At 66.5% G+C, this 18,347-nt stretch carries 16 protein-coding genes and 1 pseudogene; 5 read left to right on the top strand and 12 right to left on the bottom strand.

Annotated elements, in window-relative coordinates:
- Window positions 1–35: 35 nt before the first annotated feature.
- Window positions 36–1,688 carry an ATP-binding protein gene (locus M3I54_RS18950; protein ID WP_254338546.1) on the bottom strand — a complete coding sequence of 551 codons (1,653 nt, stop codon included), beginning with the start codon at window positions 1,686–1,688 and terminating at the stop codon, window positions 36–38.
- Window positions 1,689–2,199: 511 nt separating this feature from the next.
- Here M3I54_RS18950 and M3I54_RS18955 point away from each other — a divergent pair.
- Complete coding sequence (locus tag M3I54_RS18955; RefSeq protein WP_028206958.1) at window positions 2,200–2,700, top strand: hypothetical protein; 501 nt, start codon at window positions 2,200–2,202, stop codon at window positions 2,698–2,700.
- Between the two features lie 84 nt (window positions 2,701–2,784).
- On the opposite strand, the gene M3I54_RS18960 is transcribed toward M3I54_RS18955, so the two are convergent.
- Window positions 2,785–5,319, bottom strand: coding sequence for an AsmA family protein (locus tag M3I54_RS18960; RefSeq protein ID WP_254338548.1), 2,535 nt, complete (start codon window positions 5,317–5,319; stop codon window positions 2,785–2,787).
- 130 nt (window positions 5,320–5,449) lie between these two features.
- Between M3I54_RS18960 and M3I54_RS18965 the strand changes: the two genes are divergently transcribed.
- Both M3I54_RS18965 and M3I54_RS18970 read left to right on the top strand, forming a co-directional pair.
- Window positions 5,450–6,196, top strand: a complete 747-nt coding sequence (locus tag M3I54_RS18965; protein ID WP_254338587.1) for an ATP-binding cassette domain-containing protein — start codon at window positions 5,450–5,452, stop codon at window positions 6,194–6,196.
- Complete coding sequence (locus M3I54_RS18970; RefSeq protein WP_254338550.1) at window positions 6,193–7,005, top strand: ABC transporter permease; 813 nt, start codon at window positions 6,193–6,195, stop codon at window positions 7,003–7,005. Before M3I54_RS18965 ends, M3I54_RS18970 begins: the two co-directional genes overlap by 4 nt.
- A gap of 66 nt (window positions 7,006–7,071) precedes the next feature.
- Here M3I54_RS18970 and M3I54_RS18975 read toward each other — a convergent pair whose 3' ends face one another.
- On the bottom strand, window positions 7,072–7,641 hold the full coding sequence (locus M3I54_RS18975) for a DUF6013 family protein (RefSeq protein WP_254338552.1): 570 nt from the start codon (window positions 7,639–7,641) through the stop codon (window positions 7,072–7,074).
- 303 nt (window positions 7,642–7,944) lie between these two features.
- A complete protein-coding gene (gene ligD, locus M3I54_RS18980; protein WP_254338554.1) occupies window positions 7,945–8,997 on the bottom strand; it encodes a non-homologous end-joining DNA ligase in 1,053 nt (350 codons plus the stop codon).
- A 364-nt stretch (window positions 8,998–9,361) separates the two neighbouring features.
- Here ligD and serB point away from each other — a divergent pair, with 364 nt between their 5' ends.
- Complete coding sequence (gene serB / locus M3I54_RS18985; protein WP_254338556.1) at window positions 9,362–10,201, top strand: phosphoserine phosphatase SerB; 840 nt, start codon at window positions 9,362–9,364, stop codon at window positions 10,199–10,201.
- A gap of 81 nt (window positions 10,202–10,282) precedes the next feature.
- Here the strand turns inward: serB and M3I54_RS18990 are convergent, their stop codons facing one another.
- From M3I54_RS18990 to rimO, 5 genes are all read right to left on the bottom strand, one after another.
- Window positions 10,283–11,488 carry a cystathionine beta-lyase gene (locus M3I54_RS18990; protein WP_254338558.1) on the bottom strand — a complete coding sequence of 402 codons (1,206 nt, stop codon included), beginning with the start codon at window positions 11,486–11,488 and terminating at the stop codon, window positions 10,283–10,285.
- Window positions 11,489–11,587: 99 nt separating this feature from the next.
- Complete coding sequence (locus M3I54_RS18995; protein WP_254338560.1) at window positions 11,588–12,193, bottom strand: hypothetical protein; 606 nt, start codon at window positions 12,191–12,193, stop codon at window positions 11,588–11,590.
- Between the two features lie 59 nt (window positions 12,194–12,252).
- Window positions 12,253–13,437 (bottom strand): beta-ketothiolase BktB, encoded by a 1,185-nt coding sequence (gene bktB / locus M3I54_RS19000; RefSeq protein WP_254338562.1) that lies wholly within the window; start codon window positions 13,435–13,437, stop codon window positions 12,253–12,255.
- A gap of 61 nt (window positions 13,438–13,498) precedes the next feature.
- Window positions 13,499–14,425 (bottom strand): sugar kinase, encoded by a 927-nt coding sequence (locus M3I54_RS19005; protein ID WP_254338564.1) that lies wholly within the window; start codon window positions 14,423–14,425, stop codon window positions 13,499–13,501.
- A 5-nt stretch (window positions 14,426–14,430) separates the two neighbouring features.
- Window positions 14,431–15,768 (bottom strand): 30S ribosomal protein S12 methylthiotransferase RimO, encoded by a 1,338-nt coding sequence (rimO, locus tag M3I54_RS19010; protein ID WP_254338566.1) that lies wholly within the window; start codon window positions 15,766–15,768, stop codon window positions 14,431–14,433.
- Between the two features lie 138 nt (window positions 15,769–15,906).
- Between rimO and M3I54_RS19015 the strand changes: the two genes are divergently transcribed.
- The gene (locus tag M3I54_RS19015; protein ID WP_254338568.1) at window positions 15,907–16,197 is read left to right on the top strand and encodes a hypothetical protein; all 291 of its coding nucleotides are present in this window, start codon (window positions 15,907–15,909) and stop codon (window positions 16,195–16,197) included.
- 151 nt (window positions 16,198–16,348) lie between these two features.
- On the opposite strand, the gene phaR is transcribed toward M3I54_RS19015, so the two are convergent.
- From phaR to M3I54_RS19030, 3 genes and pseudogenes are all read right to left on the bottom strand, one after another.
- Window positions 16,349–16,960: a polyhydroxyalkanoate synthesis repressor PhaR gene (phaR, locus tag M3I54_RS19020; RefSeq protein ID WP_254338570.1), complete on the bottom strand. Its 612-nt coding sequence runs from the start codon at window positions 16,958–16,960 to the stop codon at window positions 16,349–16,351.
- A 149-nt stretch (window positions 16,961–17,109) separates the two neighbouring features.
- Window positions 17,110–17,850: a 3-ketoacyl-ACP reductase gene (locus tag M3I54_RS19025; RefSeq protein ID WP_028206947.1), complete on the bottom strand. Its 741-nt coding sequence runs from the start codon at window positions 17,848–17,850 to the stop codon at window positions 17,110–17,112.
- 155 nt (window positions 17,851–18,005) lie between these two features.
- A pseudogene (locus tag M3I54_RS19030) lies at window positions 18,006–18,347 on the bottom strand (acetyl-CoA C-acetyltransferase); the annotation flags it as partial.

Consider the following 18,347-nt stretch of genomic DNA (forward strand, 5'->3'; position numbering starts at 1 on the left):
GAAAGCTTGCCGCGCAGCGCGCGCCAGAAAACCCGCTATGTGGTACGCAACGGCTGGTCCGGCAGCGCGACGAAAAACGTCGAGCCCGCGCCCTCGGTCGATTCGACCCAGATGCGCCCGCCATGTCGCTCCGCAATACGCTTGGCGAGCGCGAGGCCGGTGCCCTGCCCGGGCGATTCGCCACTGTGCAGCCGCTGAAAAGCGCGGAACAGCTTGGGCAGATACGCTTGCGCGATACCAACGCCATTGTCGCGCACAAAATAAGTCCGCGTACGCTCGCCAGGCTCTCCCGCCTCTGATTTCCCTGGGTCCTTTCCCGCGCTTTTACCGGGTTCGCTGGCGGATTCGCCGCCGGCCTCCAGCGCGCCGATCTCGACCCGGCCCGGCCGCGCCGGATCGAGATGGTGCAGCGCGTTCTCGATGAGGTTGCCGAAGATCTGCTCGAGTGCGGCCGGATCGCCCCACGCGGGCGGCAACTCGCCGACCTCGATGCGCGCGGCCTTCGCGCGTTCCTCGGCGAGGCCGCCCAGCACGCGCTCGACGAGCCGCGCGACGTTCACACGCTGCCAGCGGTATTCGAGGCGGCCGGCGCGCGAGATGCGCAGCAGCGCGTCGATGATGGCCGCCGCGCGTGCCACCGCCTGACGCAGGAATTTCAGCGATTCATCGACATCGCCGTCGAGCACTTCGGCCATCGCGCGATATTCGTGTTCGGGCAACCCCGCCGCGTCGACCTGCGCGCGCAAGTCGTCGCACGATACCTGCAGCTCCTTCGAAAAACCCTGCAGGTTCACGAGCGGCGAGCGCAAATCGTGCGACACGCTGTAGATGAACATCTCGTTGTCCTGACTCTCCTGGCGCAAATGCTCGTTGGCGCTCGCCAGGTCCGCGGCGCGCGCCTGCAACTGTGCCTTGAGCGCGGCCTGCTCGCGCTCGGCCACGCGCAGCCGCGCGCTCGTCTGATGCAGCACCGCATCGAGCGCGGCGATTTCATCGTCGCCCGAGAGCGGTGGCGCGAGCGGCGCCCCATCGCCCAGACGCTCGGCGTTCGCGCCGAGCGCGGCAAGGCGCACGCCCACGTTGCGCGCAAACGCCATGGCCGTAAACGCCCAGATCAGCATCGAGCCCACCACGGCAAAAATAAGTGCGTCCTGCTGGCGCTCGCGCGTCTCGCGCAGCATCGCTGCGCGGGCCTCGTCGAGCCGCGTTTCTTCGGCGATGAAGTCGCCCAGCACCTCGCGCACCGTTTCGATTTCGGGCGGCATGCCGTTACCCGCCACGCGCGCGAACGACGCGCTATGCCCCGTGCGCAACGCATCGGCAATATCACCCGCTTCCTTGCGCCATGCATAAGCGGCGTCGCGCATGCGCTCGACGCGCGCGAGTTGGGGCGGATTGTCGGCGACCATGCGCGCGAGCAGCGTGATGCGGTCGGAGAACTCGGTCCAGACGGCGTGGCGATCGATGAAGGAAGGGTCTTCGAGCACGATGCCAGTGCGCACGCGCGCGGCTTCGCGCAGCAACGGGTCCACGAGACTGTTGGCTTGCCAAAGAATTTGCTGCGTGTTCTCGGCACGTTTGGCCGCGAGCGCGGCCTTTCCCTGCGCGTCGAACACGACGCCGAGCAGCGCCAGTTCGACAACGCTCGGAATCGCGATCAGCAAGAGCCCCTTGGCGAAGAGTTTCATGTCGGTCTGGTTCGGTGGCGGGTCTGGGCGCGCCGTGCTTTTCGCCACGCTTTTTGCAATGCGTTTTGCAGGATCTTGCGCCGCGCCCACCCTCGCGACGCCAGTCGGCTGGGGGCGCCTGGGGCAACCGCTGGCACCAGAACCGCAACATTATCTGCGCGATTTTTCAGGATGACAATGTGTGTGACGCCACACACCTCACGTCGTGGAAAACATGCTTTTTTGCGGCAATTCGCCACACCGAGCGCACACACAGGTCTATTATTGAGACGGAGACAAGCGAGAGAGCGCCGGGATGTCTACATGAGCGCGACGTGCGATCCGGCATGGCGTTTGCGAGCGCAATGAGGGTTTTGAAACAGGGGCAGCAAGCCGGGCCGCGCAGGCCGGATCGTTTCAGGCGATCCGCGCGCCGTCAAAGCGGACCGTCCCCATCTCTATCCTCATGAACACAGCAAATCCGTGTGCTATAAAGGATCGACGTGCGGCGCACCAGTCCGGGAGTGGTCGCATGGGAACGCTGCGTGTACTGCAATCCACCTTTTTCAGGCGAATTTTTATGTCCTTCCCGAAAAAGCGCAAACGCGTCAAGGCTGACGGCGACGAGTCATTTCTCGCCGTGCTGAGCCATTTCAAACCGTTCGGCCAACTTGATACCAAGATCGCGCGTGCGCGCGCGCAGGACGAGCCCGTGCTCTATGCGCATATCCTGCCGGGGCTCGACGTGCTCCTGTGCAGCGTGCGCGGTGCGCAGCCACCCTATCCGGGCACGAGCGAGTTGCGCAAGCGCTGCATCGAATCGATCGCTCACGCGCTCGAGCAGCCGATCGAAGGCCTCGAGAACGGCGGTTACTGGTACGAGGCGGACGGCTTCGGCTTTCTCGTGTTCGCGAGCCGCGCGCGCGGCCGGGTCCTGCCCGAGTTCGGCGCGGCGCGTCCGACCATGACCACACGACGCGTGACACGCCGCCAGGACGCCGCCGGCGACACGGCGCCGCGCTCGTTGCGCTAGATCGCGCTTTCAACGAAGTTCACTGCACCACTGCGCCGGGGCGAATTGCCCGGCGCAGTGGTTTTTCCGCGTCCGCTTGCCGAATCAGCTTCCCTTGTAGAGCGGCTCCTGCCCTTGCGTCGGCTTGCCAGCTGAGGCTGGCGAAGGCGCATTGCGCGTTGCCGGGCCCGCTTTCGCGCTCTTATCACCCTTGTCGCCCTTGTCAGTCGCCGTAGGCGCGCTCGCGCCCGCGCCTGCGCTTCCGAGGTCGGGCTTTGGCAGCGCGTGCATTTTCTGGCCCGGCGGCGGCGCCACGGGGTGTTGATGCATCTGCGCGAATAGCGTGTCGCACGGCAGCGGCTTGTTGTTGCTCGGCGCGATGAGCGGAATCAGCGCGGCGAACGGGTTGATCAGCCCGAGCCCGATCATCGCGCCGCCGCGCAGCGCAAGCGCCGTCGCATCCACGCCCACGCGCGGGTTCTTGAAGGTGCCCTTCACGTAGAGCGGCGAGCGCAGCGTGAAAATGCGAAATCCCTTGGTATGCGGATGGACCTTCATGTCCATCGACTCGTCGCGCAGATCGATCGGGCCGTCGATGTCGATCACAGCGTCGTCGGTGTCGAGCGCGAACACGCGCGGATCGAGCACGCCGTTGGTCGCAACGAAGTCGGCCGCGGCACAATTGATTTTCACGTCGCGCGAGCCGAACAGCTTTTCGTAGACCACGTTCGCCACGTTCAGGCCCGCCGCCTCCATGAGCAGCATACTGATCGTGCCCTGCGTGACGAGCAGCTTCACCTCGCCGTTCGAGGTCGAAGCGAGCGCCGCCGGCGAGTTGCCGGTCGCCGTGAGCGAAGCGTCGCCATTGATCTCGCCGAGCGCCGACTGCATCGTCTTGACGTTCGGGAATAGCTGCTTGAGCTTCAGGTGGCGCACCTCCAGCGTGCCACGCGCCTTGAGCGGCGCGGCGTTGCCGTCCAGGTTCAGTCGCGTGCCGAGCGTGCCACCTGCCACGCCGAACTGCAGCGGGTCGAGCACGAGCACGCCGTTCGTCATCGTGACGTGCGTGTAGAGGTCCTGAACGGGCAGGCTGCCCTGCTTGATGATGCGCCGGCCCGTGAATTTGACGTCGGCGTCGATGGCGTTCCAGCGGTCGGTGCGGAACTGCTCGACCGGAATCACGCGATCGGCCGGTTGGGTCACAGCGTCGCCGCGCTGGTTCTTGCTCGCCTTGCTGTCTGCGCCGATGATCGGCGCGAGGTCCGAGAACTGCAGCAGGTTCGAGACCAGTTCGCCAGACAAGAGCGGCCGTGGCGTGCGTTGCTGGTAGACCACCGTGCCGTTCAAATCGCTGCCGCCCACGCGGCCCGTGAAGTTCTCATAGCGGAACACGCTCGCACCTGGCTTGAAATTGCCGACGAAGTGGCCGTCGGTGGCATACGGCGGCGTTTCGGGCAGCGTCACGCCGGTGAGGTTGTAGAGGTGCGCCAGGCTTTGCCCCTGCAGCCACAGGCGCAGATCGACGGCGGCGAGATGCATGGGGTCGGTGAGCGTGCCGACCAGCGCGATGTGCATGTCGCCCGCGCGCATGTCGGCCTGGATCGGGAACGGACGCTTCGCGTCCTGCAGGGCGAGCACGCCGCCGAGCTTGCCATCGCCCGAGAGCGCCGTCTTGCCATACGTGCCCTTGATCGTCCAGCCGATCGCGTAGAACGGCTGTTTCATGGGCGGCTGCGCGGGCGCCACGCCCGAGCCGACGATGGCGCTGCTGGCGCCGCTCGCGGCGAGCGTCTGCGAGGCCGCCGTGGGCGCGCTTGTCGCGGCCGCCGTGCCCGTCGTTGTGCCGGCAACACTCGCAGCAGCCGGCACGCCCGAAGCCGCCGCGCCGCTAGCCTCGCTCGCAGCGCTGGCGGCCGCCGCCTCCGAAGCCTGTTCCTTCTGCACCTGCTGCGTCAGCCGGTTCGCGCCCGCACGCCCTATGACCTGCGCGGAGCCCTGGCGCGACGCCGCTTCCTGCTCCTCCATCACCTTGCCGATCGGGATGCCGTGCCCGAGCAGGCTCACCGCGATCTTCACGTCGGTTTTCGTCTGCTGGTCGCTCACGTCGATATTGCCGCTCGAGAACGTGATGTCGTGCAGATCGAGCCGCCACGTCGACGGCCCGCTCGAGGCGGGCAGCTTGAAGGTCCAGTTGTTGCGCCCGTCGACAAGACGCTCGACGTCGATGGACGGATTCACGAGATTGATCGCCGGGATCACGATGTCGTGCGCGAGAAGCGGCAGCACGGCCACCTCGAAGTCGATTTCATCGAGCGTGGCGAAGTGCGGGGACTTCGTCCAGTCGGGATTGGCAATCTCGATCTGCGTGGCAGAAAAACGCGGCCATGGCACCCACGCGCGCCAGCCCGTTTCACCGGGCGGCCTTTGCCAGCCCACCTTGAGATCGCCTTCGATAGCGAACGGCCGCCCGATGGCCTCGGTGACCTTCTCGTTCACGTAGGGTTTGGCGTGGTTCCAGTCGAATGTCAGGATGAAGACGACGAGCACGGCGATCAACACGACGACAACCGCGACGAGCCATGCGATGATCCTGGCGAGCGTGCGGCCAAGGCGGAAGGGCTTGGGCTGCGGTGACGTCATGCGTACTCCACGTTATGCGTTGTTGTTTGGCCTGCTATGTTGCAATACCGCAAGAGCAGTCAGCGTGCCCGGTTACATCTGCATGACTGCCTCGCACGACCTGTATGCCGGCCTTGTTTGCAATCTTTCGATGCTCAAGCACCAACCACTTCTCCCACCCCACGCCGATGGCGCGTCGCTCGTCGAGGCGCGCCAGGTCTCCCGGCGCGACGCGCAACGCGGCCAGTGGCTGCTGCATCCCACGGATTTCGCCCTGCAGACGGGCGAGCGCGCCGTACTGACGGGACCGTCCGGCTCCGGCAAGAGTGTGTTCCTGCGCGCGCTCGCGCTGCTCGACCCGCTCGATGGCGGCGACGTGCGCTGGCATGACGAACCGGTCACGCGCGGGCGCATTGTCCACTATCGGCGGCATATTGCGTACCTGCGGCAGCGGCCCGCGCTGCTGGACGGCAGCGTCGAGGACAATCTGCGCTACCCCTATACGCTAGCCGTATACCGCGACGTGCGATTCGACGCGGCGCGCGCCAGCGCGCTCTTCGCCGCCACCGGCCGTTCCAGCGACTTCCTCGCGCGCGACACCTCCGAGCTTTCGGGCGGCGAAGCGCAGATCGTGGCGCTCGTGCGCGTGCTCCAGCTCGATCCCGAAGCGCTCCTGCTCGACGAGCCAACCGCGTCTCTCGACCCCGAATCGGCGCGCGCCGTCGAAGCGCTCGTAGCCGGCTGGTTCGAAGAGGCGCGCACCGCGCGCGCCACGGTCTGGGTCTCGCACGATCCCGCCCAGGCGCAGCGTGTGGGCGAGCGGCATCTGACGATGCGCGCGGGTGTGCTCGAAGAACCCGCCACGCGTGCGGCATTCACGCAGGGAGCCGCGCAATGAGCCCCGGCGTGCTGCAGAACCTCGGCATCGGCGACGTCGCCATTGCGGCGCTGCTCGTGTTCGTCAACGGCGCGGTCTCCGTGCTGCTCAAGCTCGACCTCGAGCGCAAGCTGGCGTGGGCCGCCGTGCGCACCGTCGTGCAACTGCTCGCGATCGGTTACGTGCTCGGCTGGGTGTTCGCGTTCAACCGCTGGTACGTCGTGCTGCCGCTCATGGTACTCATGACGCTGGTCGCCGGCTTTGCGGGGGCGCAGCGCGGCGCGCGCACCTATGGCGGGCAACGCGCGGACAGCATCGTGTCGATCTGGGTGAGCGCGTGGCTCGTGGCGGCAGTCGGGCTCTTCGTGGTGATCCGCATCCGGCCGTGGTACGAGCCGCAATATGCGATTCCGATCCTCGGCATGATTCTCGGTAACACGCTGACGGGGGTTTCGCTCGGCGTGGAGCGCATGATGCAGGAACTGACCGCGCGGCGCGACCGTGTGGAGAGCGCGCTCGCGCTGGGCGCGACACGCTGGGAAGCCGCGCAGGCGAGCGCGCGCGAGGCCGTACGCGCCGGCATGATTCCGACGCTCAACCAGATGGCCGTGGTCGGCGTGGTGAGCCTGCCGGGCATGATGACGGGCCAGGTGCTCGCGGGGCAATCGCCGCTACAGGCCGTACGCTATCAGATCGTGATCATGTTCCTGATCGCGGCTTCGTCGGCGCTCGGCACGGTGGGCGCGGTACTGCTCGCGTACCGGCGCCTCTTCTCGCCGGAGCATCGCTTTCTCGTTGCGCGGCTGATCGAGCGCAAGGCACGCGCTTAAGCCTGGGCGGCGCGCGCGGCCGGCGCGCTTTGTGCGCCTCGCCGGCCATCCCGCTCCAGGCGCGCCCTAGCGCTGCGCCGAGATCGTGATTTGCGTGCCGTCGCTGAGCTTGAGCATCTTCGCGGTGCCATTGGTGGGCATCGTGAGATGCGCGACCTCGCTATGCGCAACCACGGCGGGGCATGTGAGCGAAGCGCCGTTGGCCGACACCGTCTGCGTGCCGTGGGGCGCCTGGGCGCGGAAGCTCACCTGCACGGTGGCCGTGCCATTGCTCGCGACGATTGGCGCAAGACGCACCTGAGTCTGCCGGACCATCGCGCCGTTCGCGTCGAGCGGCAACGCGGCGTAGTCCGGGCAGCCTTGTGGCGTCGCAACCGCGCCGCCCGGCGGCGTGGTGCGCCACGTGAAGTCGTCGGTATCGCCCGAGCGCAGTGTGCGGGTCTCCTGAGCGTCGCCGAACGCCTTCGACGCGACTCGAACCGTGTAGCGGATCGGCCCATCGGTCGCGGCCTTCGAGGTGACCGTGATCGGCGTGGCCGCGAGTGCCGGCAACGCAATCGCGCAGGAAGCGGCGAGGACAAACTGGACGAGCGCCGCGTGGCGGCGGCGAGTATGGCGGGAGCTGCGGCAAGGCATGCGTCACCTCCTGGCGGGAACGGCCGCGCCCGCGAGCGAAAAGCGGCGTATGCAACGAACGCGGCGAGCCGCGAAACGCCAGGTACGACGCTCCGCTCCCGTGCGGCGGATGGTCTGTTACCAGTCTAGCGCGCTGCGCGCTGCCTTGCGCCGAGCACATGCATCGAACGGACCAGGTTTTATCCTGCTTGTCATCGCGAGCAATTTGCTTGCCGTCCGGCAGCGCGCGGTGATGCGCCGGGCGTCGTCTGCATGGCCGACTCGTCGTGCATACCCGGCACGCAAAGCCCTCCCATTGCGCGCTTACTTGCCGGCTGTTTCGAGACTCAGCGTCAGCTCCGCCGTCAACTTCTGGCGCACGCGCCCATAGGCCGCCCAGGGATCGGCTTGCTCGATCTGAGCGAGGCGCGCGTCGATAGTCGCAAGCGTCCATTGCGCACCACCCGTCGTCGCCTCCAGTTCGTCCCAGCCGATCGGCACGGACACGCCCATGCCCGGCCGCGCGCGCACGCCATACGCGAGCGCCGTGCTCGCGCCGCGCGCATTGCGCAGATAGTCGACGAAGATCTTCTTCTTGCGGTGCTCGGGGCCCATGGTGGCCGTGATCTGCGTGGGCCAGACAGAGGCCAGATGCTGCGCAACCGCACGCGCGAACGCCTTCGCGTCATCCCAGCCCGCCTCCGGCGTGAGCGGCACGACGATATGCAGCCCCTTGCCGCCGCTCGTTTTACAAAACGATTCGAGCCTGAGTTCCGCAAGCAACGCGCGCGTGGACTGTGCCGCCTCGATCATGCGGTCCCAGCCCAGCGCCGGATCGGGGTCGAGGTCGAACACGACCCGATCGGGGCGCTCGATGTCGTGGACACTGGCGTTCCAGGTGTGCAGCTCGATGACGTCCATCTGCGCGGCGCTCACCAGCGCTCTCGCCGTATCGATCGTGAGCAGCGGCGGATGGCCCGGGTCGAGCCCTTCGTGTTCGGTGAGTTCGGGCAGCAGCGCCCGCCCGCGGTGGCGCTGGAAGAACATCTCTCCGCTCAAGCCGCGCGGTGCGCGCACGAGCGACACGGGGCGATCGCGCAGCTGCGGCAGGAGCCAGCGCGCGGCGCGCTCGTAGTAGCGCACGAGTTCGAGCTTGTGCGTGCCGCTGTCCGCATCGATGACGCGTCTTGCGCTCGTGATGCGTATGCCGTCGATTTCGCTTTCGGCGGAGTCGTCGCGCCGGCGCCGTGCGGTGCGAGGCAAGCGGTGCACGGACGCGGCAGGCGTGGCCGGTGCGGCGGCGTCCGATGTCGAGGCCCGCTCGCCGCGTGGCGTTCGGGCAGATGTCGTGGTTCGGGCCTTGCGAGCGTCCTGCATACCGGTTCCCCTGGCGCCTTGGCGCACATGACGCATCGCGCGACGCGAGTCGCGACACGTTCGGTTGACGGCACGCGGCTGCCGCCCCCCCGGATCGCCGCATGAGCTTTCATTGTGCCTCGAATGGCCGCTTTCGTCGCTGAAAGGTGATCGCGAACGCACGCCAAAAACGGGGAAACATCCGCCATCCGCGCAAGCGCGAGGGGTGGAGCATGCGACCGCAGCGGTCAGCGGGACGTTACAATGACGCGCTTTGCCGCGCACTGCAGGGAGCACTGCGGGGTCTTGAGCGCCCACGCGCGACTGCGCCCTTTTTCATCTGATCGATCCGACGACGCCGTGCGTCGGCTTTGCCCGTCCAGCCATGAACCTCGTCATCCAGAGTCCCGCCCCGCTCGACACCGTCCATCACAAGCCGCTCCTCGGCCTCGCCCGCGGCAGCCGTCTCGCGCCGATCGACGCTCACGCGCTGCGCATCGAGAACGCCGAGCCGGCCCAGCGCGCCGACCTCGAGGTCTACTGCGGCACGCATCAGCTCGACTATGCATTCGTCGAAACGGGCCGCGCGCTGGCCGATTTCGGCCTCCTGGCGATGGACATGGACTCGACGCTCATCACGATCGAATGCATCGATGAAATCGCCGACTTCTGCGGCCTGAAGGCCGAGGTCGCGGCGATTACCGAAGCCTCGATGCGCGGCGAGATCAAGGACTTCAACGAGAGTCTCACGCGCCGCGTGGCGCTGCTCAAGGGGCTCGACGCGAGCGCCCTGGAGCGTGTGTACGAGGAACGCCTGCAGCTCTCGCCGGGCGCCGAACAGATGCTCGCGGGCGCGAAGGCCGCGGGGCTGAAGACGCTGCTGGTCTCCGGCGGCTTCACGTTCTTCACCGAGCGCCTGAAAGCGCGGCTCGGGCTCGACTACACGCGCGCGAACACGCTCGAAATCGTCGACGGCAAGCTCACGGGCCGCGTGACTGGCGAGATCGTCAACGCCGACGTGAAGGCGCGCACGCTCGCCGAAACCTGTGCCGGGATCGGCATCGACCCGCGCCGCGCAATCGCGATGGGCGACGGCTCGAACGACCTCAAGATGATGGGCGTGGCCGGTTTGTCGGTTGCGTTCCGCGCGAAGCCGGTGGTGCGGGAAGCCGCGAGCGTCGCGTTCAACTTCGTCGGGCTCGACGGGTTGCTGCGTCTTTTCTGATTCGGGTTTCGCGGCATTCAGACAAGCCAACGGCCGCTCGTGTCCTCGCGGACGCGAGCGGCCGTTGTTGCTTTGCGCGGGTTATTCAGGCGTGCTTGTTTTTTCCGCAAGCCTCGCGAGCGAGCGCTCGATATCGGCGCGCAGATCGGCTTCTTCTTCGAGACCGATGTAGAAACGCACCAGCGTGCCGCGATGCGGCCAGCTCGCAGCCGTGCGCATCGAACCGACGTCGTACGGCATCGCCAGGCTATGCGCCCCGCCCCAGCTCCAGCCCAACGCGAAGAGTTCGAGCGACTCGCAGAACGTGTCGATCTGCGCCGCACTATAGCGCTCGTCGAACACCACGGAAAAGAGACCGCCCGCGCCCGTGAAGTCGCGCTTGTAGAACTCGTGGCCCGAGCAATCTTCGAACGCCGGGTGCAGCATCGCCGCAATTTCGGGGCGCGTCTTGAGCCAGCCTGCGAGTGCGAGCGCGGTGCGATCGTGCGCCTCGAAGCGCGCCTTCATGCTCGGCAGCCCGCGCAGCACCAGCGAGCAGTCGTCGACCGACACGCCAATGCCAAGCCGCATGCGCGCCGCCTTGAGCTTGAGATAGAGATCGCGGTCGGCGGTGATGGTCGCGCCCATCAGTACGTCGCTGCCGCCCGACTGATACTTGGTGAGCGCCTGCACCGAGATGTCGATGCCGTGCTCGAACGGCTTGAAGGCGAGGCCGGCCGACCACGTATTGTCGATGGCCGTCACGACGTTGCGCGCGCGCGCCGCCGCCGTGATGGCGCGCACGTCGGGCACTTCCATCGTCACCGAACCGGGCGCTTCCAGCCAGATCAGCTTCGTGTTCGGCTGGATCAGCTCGGCGATGCCCGCGCCGATCATCGGATCGTAGTAGCGCACCGTGAGGCCGAAATCGCGTGCAAGCCAGTCGCCGTGATCGCGGTTCGGCGAATAGACGTTATCGGGGATCAGCACATCGTCGCCCGACTTCAGCAGTCCGAAGTAGACATTCGAGATGGCCGAGAGGCCCGAGGGTTGCAGCAGCGCATGCTCGCCGCCTTCGATCTCGGCGATGCGCTTTTGCAGCATGGCCGAGGTGGGCGTGGCGTGCAGGCCGTAGCGCCATTGCGCGTCGTTGCGCCAGTCGAGCGCGCGAACCGAAGCGAGGTCGGGAAACACCACGGTCGAAGCCCGCGTGACAGGCGCGGCAAACGACTCGAAGCCGGGCGTGAGGTCGTCTTGCGGGTGAACGATGCGCGTCTGCAATGCGCGGCTGGAGTCGGATTTGGTCATGTCGGAGCGAATTCGGTTGAGGCGCGATGATGTTGCGGCGCGCGGCTTGTGCAATGCCGCGCAACGCCGTATATCGAAGAGTAACACCCGCAGCGGCGCTTATTGCCCGATGACGAGATTGCCCACGCCGTTCACTGCCTGAGTGCCGTTCGGCATCGCGGCGGGCGCGCTCGCCGCGCCGGTCGACACGGCCGGCGCCGCGGAGCCCGCCGCGAGCGGCTTCAGATCGAACGGCACCGGATGGGAATCGTCCGGGTCCATGCGGTCGCCCGAAAGCGAGCCGTCCTCGGCGAACGTGCCCACCCAGTTGCCGGTGATATGTGTGCCGTCGTTCGAGTCCTCGGCTTCGAGCGTGGCGTCCGCGCGGTCGCCAGCGATCAGGATCACCTCGCCGGTGTCCGTGAACTGGTATTCGCCATGCACGCCGGTCGGGTCGTCGTCGCCGGCCTTGGCGCCAAGGCGCATGACGATCTGGCGCTTGCCGAGCGTGCCGACGTATTGCGGCAGCTTCGCGAACTCGGGGTTCGGCTTGAGTGTGGATTTGACCGGCGGCGGAGCACCTGCGTCCTGCGCGCGCGCCGCGAGCGGCAGCGTGAGGACCAGGGCCGCAGCTGCCGCGGCCACGATCCAGCCGCGCGCCCGGGTGGCGCTGCCCCGTTTGGCGGCCGCACGCCGCAGCCGCTGTGCTTGCGTCAATACTTCCATCTGAATCCTTCCTTCACTTGCACAGCGGACTGGCGCGAGCCGCGCGTCACGTGTCGGCGTCAAATCCGCTCGAAGATGGCCGCAATGCCCTGGCCACCGCCGATGCACATCGTCACGAGCGCGTAGCGCCCGCCGATACGCTGCAGTTCATAAAGCGCCTTCACGGTGATGAGCGCACCGGTCGCGCCGATCGGGTGGCCAAGCGAGATGCCCGAGCCGTTCGGATTGACCTTGGCCGGGTCGAGCCCGAGCTCCTGCGACACCGCGCAGGCCTGCGCCGCGAAGGCTTCGTTGGCTTCGATCACGTCGAGGTCGCTGACTTTGAGGCCAGCGCGCTCGAGCGCCTTCTGCGTGGCCGGCACGGGGCCGATGCCCATGTACGCCGGATCGACGCCCGCATGCGCGTACGAGACGAGGCGCGCGAGCGGCTTCACGCCGCGCGCGCGGGCCGCGTCCGCGCTCATCAGCAGCACCCCGGCGGCCGCGTCGTTGATGCCCGACGCGTTGCCCGCCGTGACCGTGCCGTTCTCCTTCGCGAACACCGCCTTGAGCCTGGAGAAGTCCTCCAGCGTGGCGCCGTGGCGCACGTGCTCGTCGGCGTCGAACAGCACTTCGCCCTTCTTCGACTTGATCGAGATGGGCAGAATCTGATCCTTGAAGCGGCCTTCGGCGATCGCCCGCTCGGCGCGGCGATGGGATTCGAGCGCGAGCGCGTCCTGCGCCTCGCGCGTGATGCCGAACTTCTTCGCGACGTTTTCAGCCGTCACGCCCATGTGGATGGCCTGGAACGGGTCGTGCAGCGCGCCGATCATCATGTCGACGAGCTGCGTGTCTCCCATGCGCTGGCCGAAACGCGCGGCCGGCATCGAGTACGGCGCGCGGCTCATGTTCTCCGCGCCGCCACCGATCGCGATGTCGGCGTCGCCGAGCAGAATGGTTTGCGCCGCCGAAACGATCGCCTGCAGGCCCGAGCCGCACAGGCGGTTCACGGTCAATGCCGGCGCGTGCTGGGCAACGCCGCCGTTGATTGCGGCCACGCGCGCGAGGTACATGTCCTTGGGCTCCGTGTGCACGACGTTGCCGAACACCACGTGACCCACTGCGTCGCCTTCCACGTTCGCGCGCGAGAGCACTTCACGGACCACGCGTGCACCGAGATCCGTCGGCGAGAAGTCCTTCAGGCTGCCGCCGAAGTCGCCGATTGCCGTGCGCACACCACTTGCCACCACTACTTCGCGTTCCATAGTCTTGCTCCTCGTCTTCCTGAATGGATGAATCTTGTTATTCGTGCGCTTCGCTTGCGGGCTAATCGGCAAGCAAGCGCTCGACGTCTTCGCGATATGGGATTGGCGCAACCGCCCCAAAACCCAGCGTCGAAAGTGCGGCGGCCGCGTTCGCATAGCGCGCGGCCACGAACGGATCGTCGCCGGCTGCGAGCCGCGCGACGAATGCGCCGCCAAAGCAGTCGCCCGCGCCCGTGGCGTCCACAGCCGCGACCACGTGTCCCGGCACGACGCGCCGCTCGTCCGGCGTCGCGACATAGGCGCCGTCCTTGCCCAGCTTCAACGCGACCACGCGAGCGCCGCGCGCGAGCAGGTCATCGACGATCGCTTCGCGGTCGTCGAGGCCCGTGAGCACCGCCACGTCGTCCCAGCTAGGCAGGCAGATGTCGGTGAGGCGCAGCACCTCGTTCATCACGGCGCGTGCTCGCGCGAGCGGCCACAGTTTCAGGCGCAAGTTGGTGTCGAAGCTCACGCGCACACCGTTGGCGCGCGCATGCTCGACGGCGGCGAGTGCCGCGTCGCAGGCGCTATCGCTGATCGCCACGCTGATGCCGGAAAGATGCAGCACGCGCGCCGCCGCAATGACGTCGAGCGGCAGGTCGTCCGGCGTGTAACGACTAGCGGCCGAGCCCTCGCGCAGATAATCGAAGGCATGGCCGCTCGGGCCATGCGAGACGAAGTAGACGCCCGTGGGCGCCGTAGCGTCCACGCGCACCGTCGAGGTATCGACGCCTTCGCGCGTCCACAGGTCGATCAGGAGACGTCCGAAATGATCGTCGCCGACGGCTGAGACGAAGCCCGTGCGTGCACCCTGGCGAGCCGCCGCGATGGCGAAGTTCGACGTGTCGCCGCCAAAGCCTTGCAAATACTCGGGACGGTCTTTCGACGCCTGGTTGAACTCGACCATGGCCTCGCCATAAGCGAGGACTTGCGAGGCGACGCTCGTCATGCCGGTCAGACCTCGCCCCAGAGATCGTGGCCATCCGCGCCGGTGATCTTCACCGAAACGAAATCGCCGACCTTGTAGCGCTTCGACGCCTTGGCCGCCGGCGCGACATACACCACGCCGTCGATCTCGGGCGCATCCGCCGCGGTGCGGCCAATGCCGCCATCGGCGTTGATCTCGTCGATCAGCACCTTCAGGGTCTTGCCCACCTTGCGCTGGATACGCTTGGCCGAGACCTGCTCCGCCACCTCCATGAAGCGCGCGCGGCGCTCCTCGCGCACTTCGTCGGGCAACGCGCCGTCAAGCTCGTTCGCCGTTGCGCCTTCGACCGGCGAATAGGCGAAGCAGCCCACGCGGTCGAGTTCGGCCTCGCGGATGAAGTCGAGCAGCGTTTCGAACTGCTCTTCGGTTTCGCCGGGGAAGCCGGCAATGAACGTGCTGCGGATCGTGAGATCGGGGCACACTTCGCGCCAGGCCTTCACGCGCTCCATGACCTTCTCGGCGTTCGCGGGACGCTTCATGCGCTTGAGCACTTCGGGGTGCGCGTGCTGGAATGGCACATCGAGATACGGCAGCACGTGGCCCTTGAACGGACCTTCCGCCATCATCGGAATGATTTCGTCGACGCTCGGATACGGGTAGACGTAGTGCAGGCGCACCCAGGCGCCATATTGCGCGGCCAGTTCGCCCAGTGCGGCGACGAGGTCGGTCATGCGCGTCTTGATCGGCTTGCCGTTCCAGAAGCCGGTGCGGTACTTCACGTCCACGCCGTAAGCGCTTGTGTCCTGCGAAATGACGAGCAGCTCCTTCACGCCGGACTTGAAGAGGTTTTCCGCTTCGAGCATGACTTCGGCGACCGGACGCGACACGAGGTCGCCGCGCATCGACGGGATGATGCAGAACGTGCAGCGGTGATTGCAGCCTTCGGAGATCTTCAGGTACGCGTAATGGCGCGGCGTGAGCTTGATGCCCGCAGCCGGCACGAGGTCGACGAACGGATCGTGCGGCTTGGGCAAGTGGCTGTGCACGGCCTGCATGACCTCGCCCACGGCGTGCGGGCCCGTCACCGCGAGCACCTTCGGATGCACTTCCTCGATCAGGTTCGAGCCGCTTGCGCTCGCCTTCTTGCCGAGACAGCCGGTGACGATCACCTTGCCGTTCTCCGAAAGCGCTTCGCCGATGGCGTCGAGACTCTCCTGCACGGCTTCGTCGATGAAACCACACGTGTTGACGACCACGAGATCCGCACCGTCGTAAGACCCCGAGATTTCGTAACCCTCGGCGCGCAGCTGGGTAATGATCTGCTCAGAGTCGACAAGCGCCTTCGGGCAGCCGAGGGAAACCATCCCGACGCGCGGAGCAGGATTGCGGGGGGTCGTTGATTCAACAGGGTTTTTCACGTGTACGTCCGGATGTGGGGCGCAGGGCGAAGGTAGCGCCGCGCGGGGTCAAGCCAATCCGCTATTTTACCCGTTTGGCGTATCGTGCGGCGCAGCATGGTGGGTGCGCGCCTCGTCGCGTCAGGGTCGGATGGAATATGGACAGAATCAAACTTTGTTCAGCTATCACTCGCCTGCCAGCTGCGCATCTGGATAATTTTCGCCGCGTGCGCCTTGAGCACGGTCAAACGCAACCTGAACCGGTTGCGTGGAGAGAGCGAAAACATGAACGAGAAAATGGAACCGTTTCAGGCCGAACTGCTGAAATCGGTGTGCGGATTGAAAGCGCGCCGGGGCGCCTCGAGTCGCGCGTTGCGCGACCTGCAAAGCGCCTGAGGGCAAATGCGGGCGGGGGCATCGCGCCCACGCCAGCCGCCTCGCAAAGCGTGGCGCTCGCGCGGCAACGCGCCGCCACGGCGCGCCGGGTAGGCGACTGCGCAACGCGACTTGCCACCGCGCGCGCCACCCGCCGTGAGCGCCGCGCCGCTTACTTCTTCTCTTCCTCGCCGCCCTCGGGCGCGCCCTGCGCCGGCGTCGGCGCCGCCGCGCCGCCCGGCGCCACGGGCTTGAACGGGAAGCTGCTGAACATGTTCTTCGCCTGGTTCTGCATCTGCTCCTGCATCTGCACGAACATGTTCTTCGACTGCTCGATGTAGCTCGTCATCATGCCCTGCATCATCGGCGCCTGCATGTTCATGAACTGCGACCAGACCTCGGGATTCATCGCGTTGCCTTCGTAGAGGGTCTTCGACTGGTCCGCGAGCTTGTTCTGGATGTCAATGAACGCCTGGATGTTCTTTTCCAGGTAGGTGCCCATCATGCCCTGCATCGCATGCCCATAGAAACGGATGATCTGCGACAGCATCGACGACGAGAACATCGGCAGACCGCCGCTTTCCTCTTCGAGAATGATCTGCAGCAGGATGCTGCGCGTCAGATCCTCGTTGGTCTTCGCGTCGATGACCTTGAACTCCTCCTGCTCCAGCACGAGTTGCTTCACGTCCGTCAACGTGATGTACGTGCTCGTCTCCGTGTCGTACAGCCGACGATTCGGATATTTCTTGATGAGACGTTCGGCGGTTTTCTTTGTAGTCGTCATGTGTCGCCCTTGTTAGCGCCAACGCGCGTCAGCCGCTGCCGTCGCGCGTCGGTCTAGCCCGGAAACGGCCTGCCCCGGTGAGCAAACAGGCCCGCTGCCGTCCTCGATCCCAGCTTCGCGCGCCCCCTGCAGGCGCGCTGCGCTCAGGATCAGCCCATGTGCAACCCGCCATTCAGCGAGAAGTCAGCACCGGTTGCAAAGCCTGACTCGTCGGACGCGAGCCACGCCACGATCGACGCGATTTCCTCGGGCGCGCCGAGACGGCGCACCGGAATCGTCGCGACGATCTTTTCCAGCACGTCGGGACGGATCGACTTCACCATGTCCGTACCGATATAGCCCGGCGAGACGGTGTTGACCGTCACGCCCTTGGTCGCCACTTCCTGAGCCAGCGCCATCGTGAAGCCGTGAATGCCGGCCTTGGCCGTGGAATAGTTGGTCTGGCCGAACTGTCCCTTCTGCCCGTTTACCGACGAGATATTGATGATGCGGCCCCAGCCGCGCTCGACCATGCCGTCGATTACCTGCTTCGTGACGTTGAAGAGGCTCGTGAGATTGGTGTCGATCACGGCCGTCCAGTCCTCCCGCGTCATCTTGCGGAACACCACGTCGCGCGTAATGCCGGCGTTGTTCACGAGCACGTCGATTTCGCCGACCTCGGCCTTGACCTTGTCGAACGCCTGGCGTGTCGAATCCCAGTCGCCGACGTTGCCTTCCGAGGCCACGAAGTCGAAACCGAGCGCCTTCTGATCTTCCAGCCACTTTACGCGGCGCGGCGAATGCGGGCCGCAGCCGGCGACCACCGTGAAACCCTGCTTGGCGAGGCGCTGGCAAATGCCTGTTCCGATGCCGCCCATCCCGCCCGTTACATACGCAATACGCTCTGACATAAACCACACTCCATTATCGTTTTCCGGCTGCACCGTTCCACGGCACCGGCCTCGCTCCTTCCCCCTGCCCTCGCCTGCGCCGCTCGCGGTCGTTGGTCGCCCCGCTGGTCACAAGCGCCGGGACGGACCGCTAGCGGCCCACCCCTGCAGTCGCATCAAGCGCGCTCGAGCGCGAGCGCCACGCCCATGCCGCCGCCGATGCACAGCGAGGCCAGACCCCGCTTCGCGTCGCGGCGCTGCATTTCGTACAGCAGCGTCACGAGAATCCGGCAGCCCGACGCGCCGATCGGGTGACCGATCGCAATCGCCCCGCCGTTCACGTTGATCTTCGACGTGTCCCAGCCCATCTGCTTGTTCACGGCCAGCGCCTGCGCGGCAAATGCCTCGTTGATCTCCAGGAGATCGAGGTCGTTCACCGACCAGCCCGCGCGCTCCAGTGCACGCCTGGACGCCGGCACCGGACCCATGCCCATCACCTTCGGGTCCACGCCGCCGCT

Source organism: Paraburkholderia sp. CNPSo 3274 (assembly GCF_024206475.1).
GTDB lineage: Bacteria > Pseudomonadota > Gammaproteobacteria > Burkholderiales > Burkholderiaceae > Paraburkholderia.

Bases quoted from the DNA above. Each gene is read 5' to 3' on its own strand.
- M3I54_RS18950 (WP_254338546.1), bottom strand. From the start codon at position 1,688: ATGAAACTCTTCGCCAAGGGGCTCTTGCTGATCGCGATTCCGAGCGTT.
- M3I54_RS18955 (WP_028206958.1), top strand. From the start codon at position 2,200: ATGGGAACGCTGCGTGTACTGCAATCCACCTTTTTCAGGCGAATTTTT.
- M3I54_RS18960 (WP_254338548.1), bottom strand. From the start codon at position 5,319: ATGACGTCACCGCAGCCCAAGCCCTTCCGCCTTGGCCGCACGCTCGCC.
- M3I54_RS18965 (WP_254338587.1), top strand. From the start codon at position 5,450: ATGCTCAAGCACCAACCACTTCTCCCACCCCACGCCGATGGCGCGTCG.
- M3I54_RS18970 (WP_254338550.1), top strand. From the start codon at position 6,193: ATGAGCCCCGGCGTGCTGCAGAACCTCGGCATCGGCGACGTCGCCATT.
- M3I54_RS18975 (WP_254338552.1), bottom strand. From the start codon at position 7,641: ATGCCTTGCCGCAGCTCCCGCCATACTCGCCGCCGCCACGCGGCGCTC.
- ligD (WP_254338554.1), bottom strand. From the start codon at position 8,997: ATGCAGGACGCTCGCAAGGCCCGAACCACGACATCTGCCCGAACGCCA.
- serB (WP_254338556.1), top strand. From the start codon at position 9,362: ATGAACCTCGTCATCCAGAGTCCCGCCCCGCTCGACACCGTCCATCAC.
- M3I54_RS18990 (WP_254338558.1), bottom strand. From the start codon at position 11,488: ATGACCAAATCCGACTCCAGCCGCGCATTGCAGACGCGCATCGTTCAC.
- M3I54_RS18995 (WP_254338560.1), bottom strand. From the start codon at position 12,193: ATGGAAGTATTGACGCAAGCACAGCGGCTGCGGCGTGCGGCCGCCAAA.
- bktB (WP_254338562.1), bottom strand. From the start codon at position 13,437: ATGGAACGCGAAGTAGTGGTGGCAAGTGGTGTGCGCACGGCAATCGGC.
- M3I54_RS19005 (WP_254338564.1), bottom strand. From the start codon at position 14,425: ATGACGAGCGTCGCCTCGCAAGTCCTCGCTTATGGCGAGGCCATGGTC.
- rimO (WP_254338566.1), bottom strand. From the start codon at position 15,768: ATGGTTTCCCTCGGCTGCCCGAAGGCGCTTGTCGACTCTGAGCAGATC.
- phaR (WP_254338570.1), bottom strand. From the start codon at position 16,960: ATGACGACTACAAAGAAAACCGCCGAACGTCTCATCAAGAAATATCCG.
- M3I54_RS19025 (WP_028206947.1), bottom strand. From the start codon at position 17,850: ATGTCAGAGCGTATTGCGTATGTAACGGGCGGGATGGGCGGCATCGGA.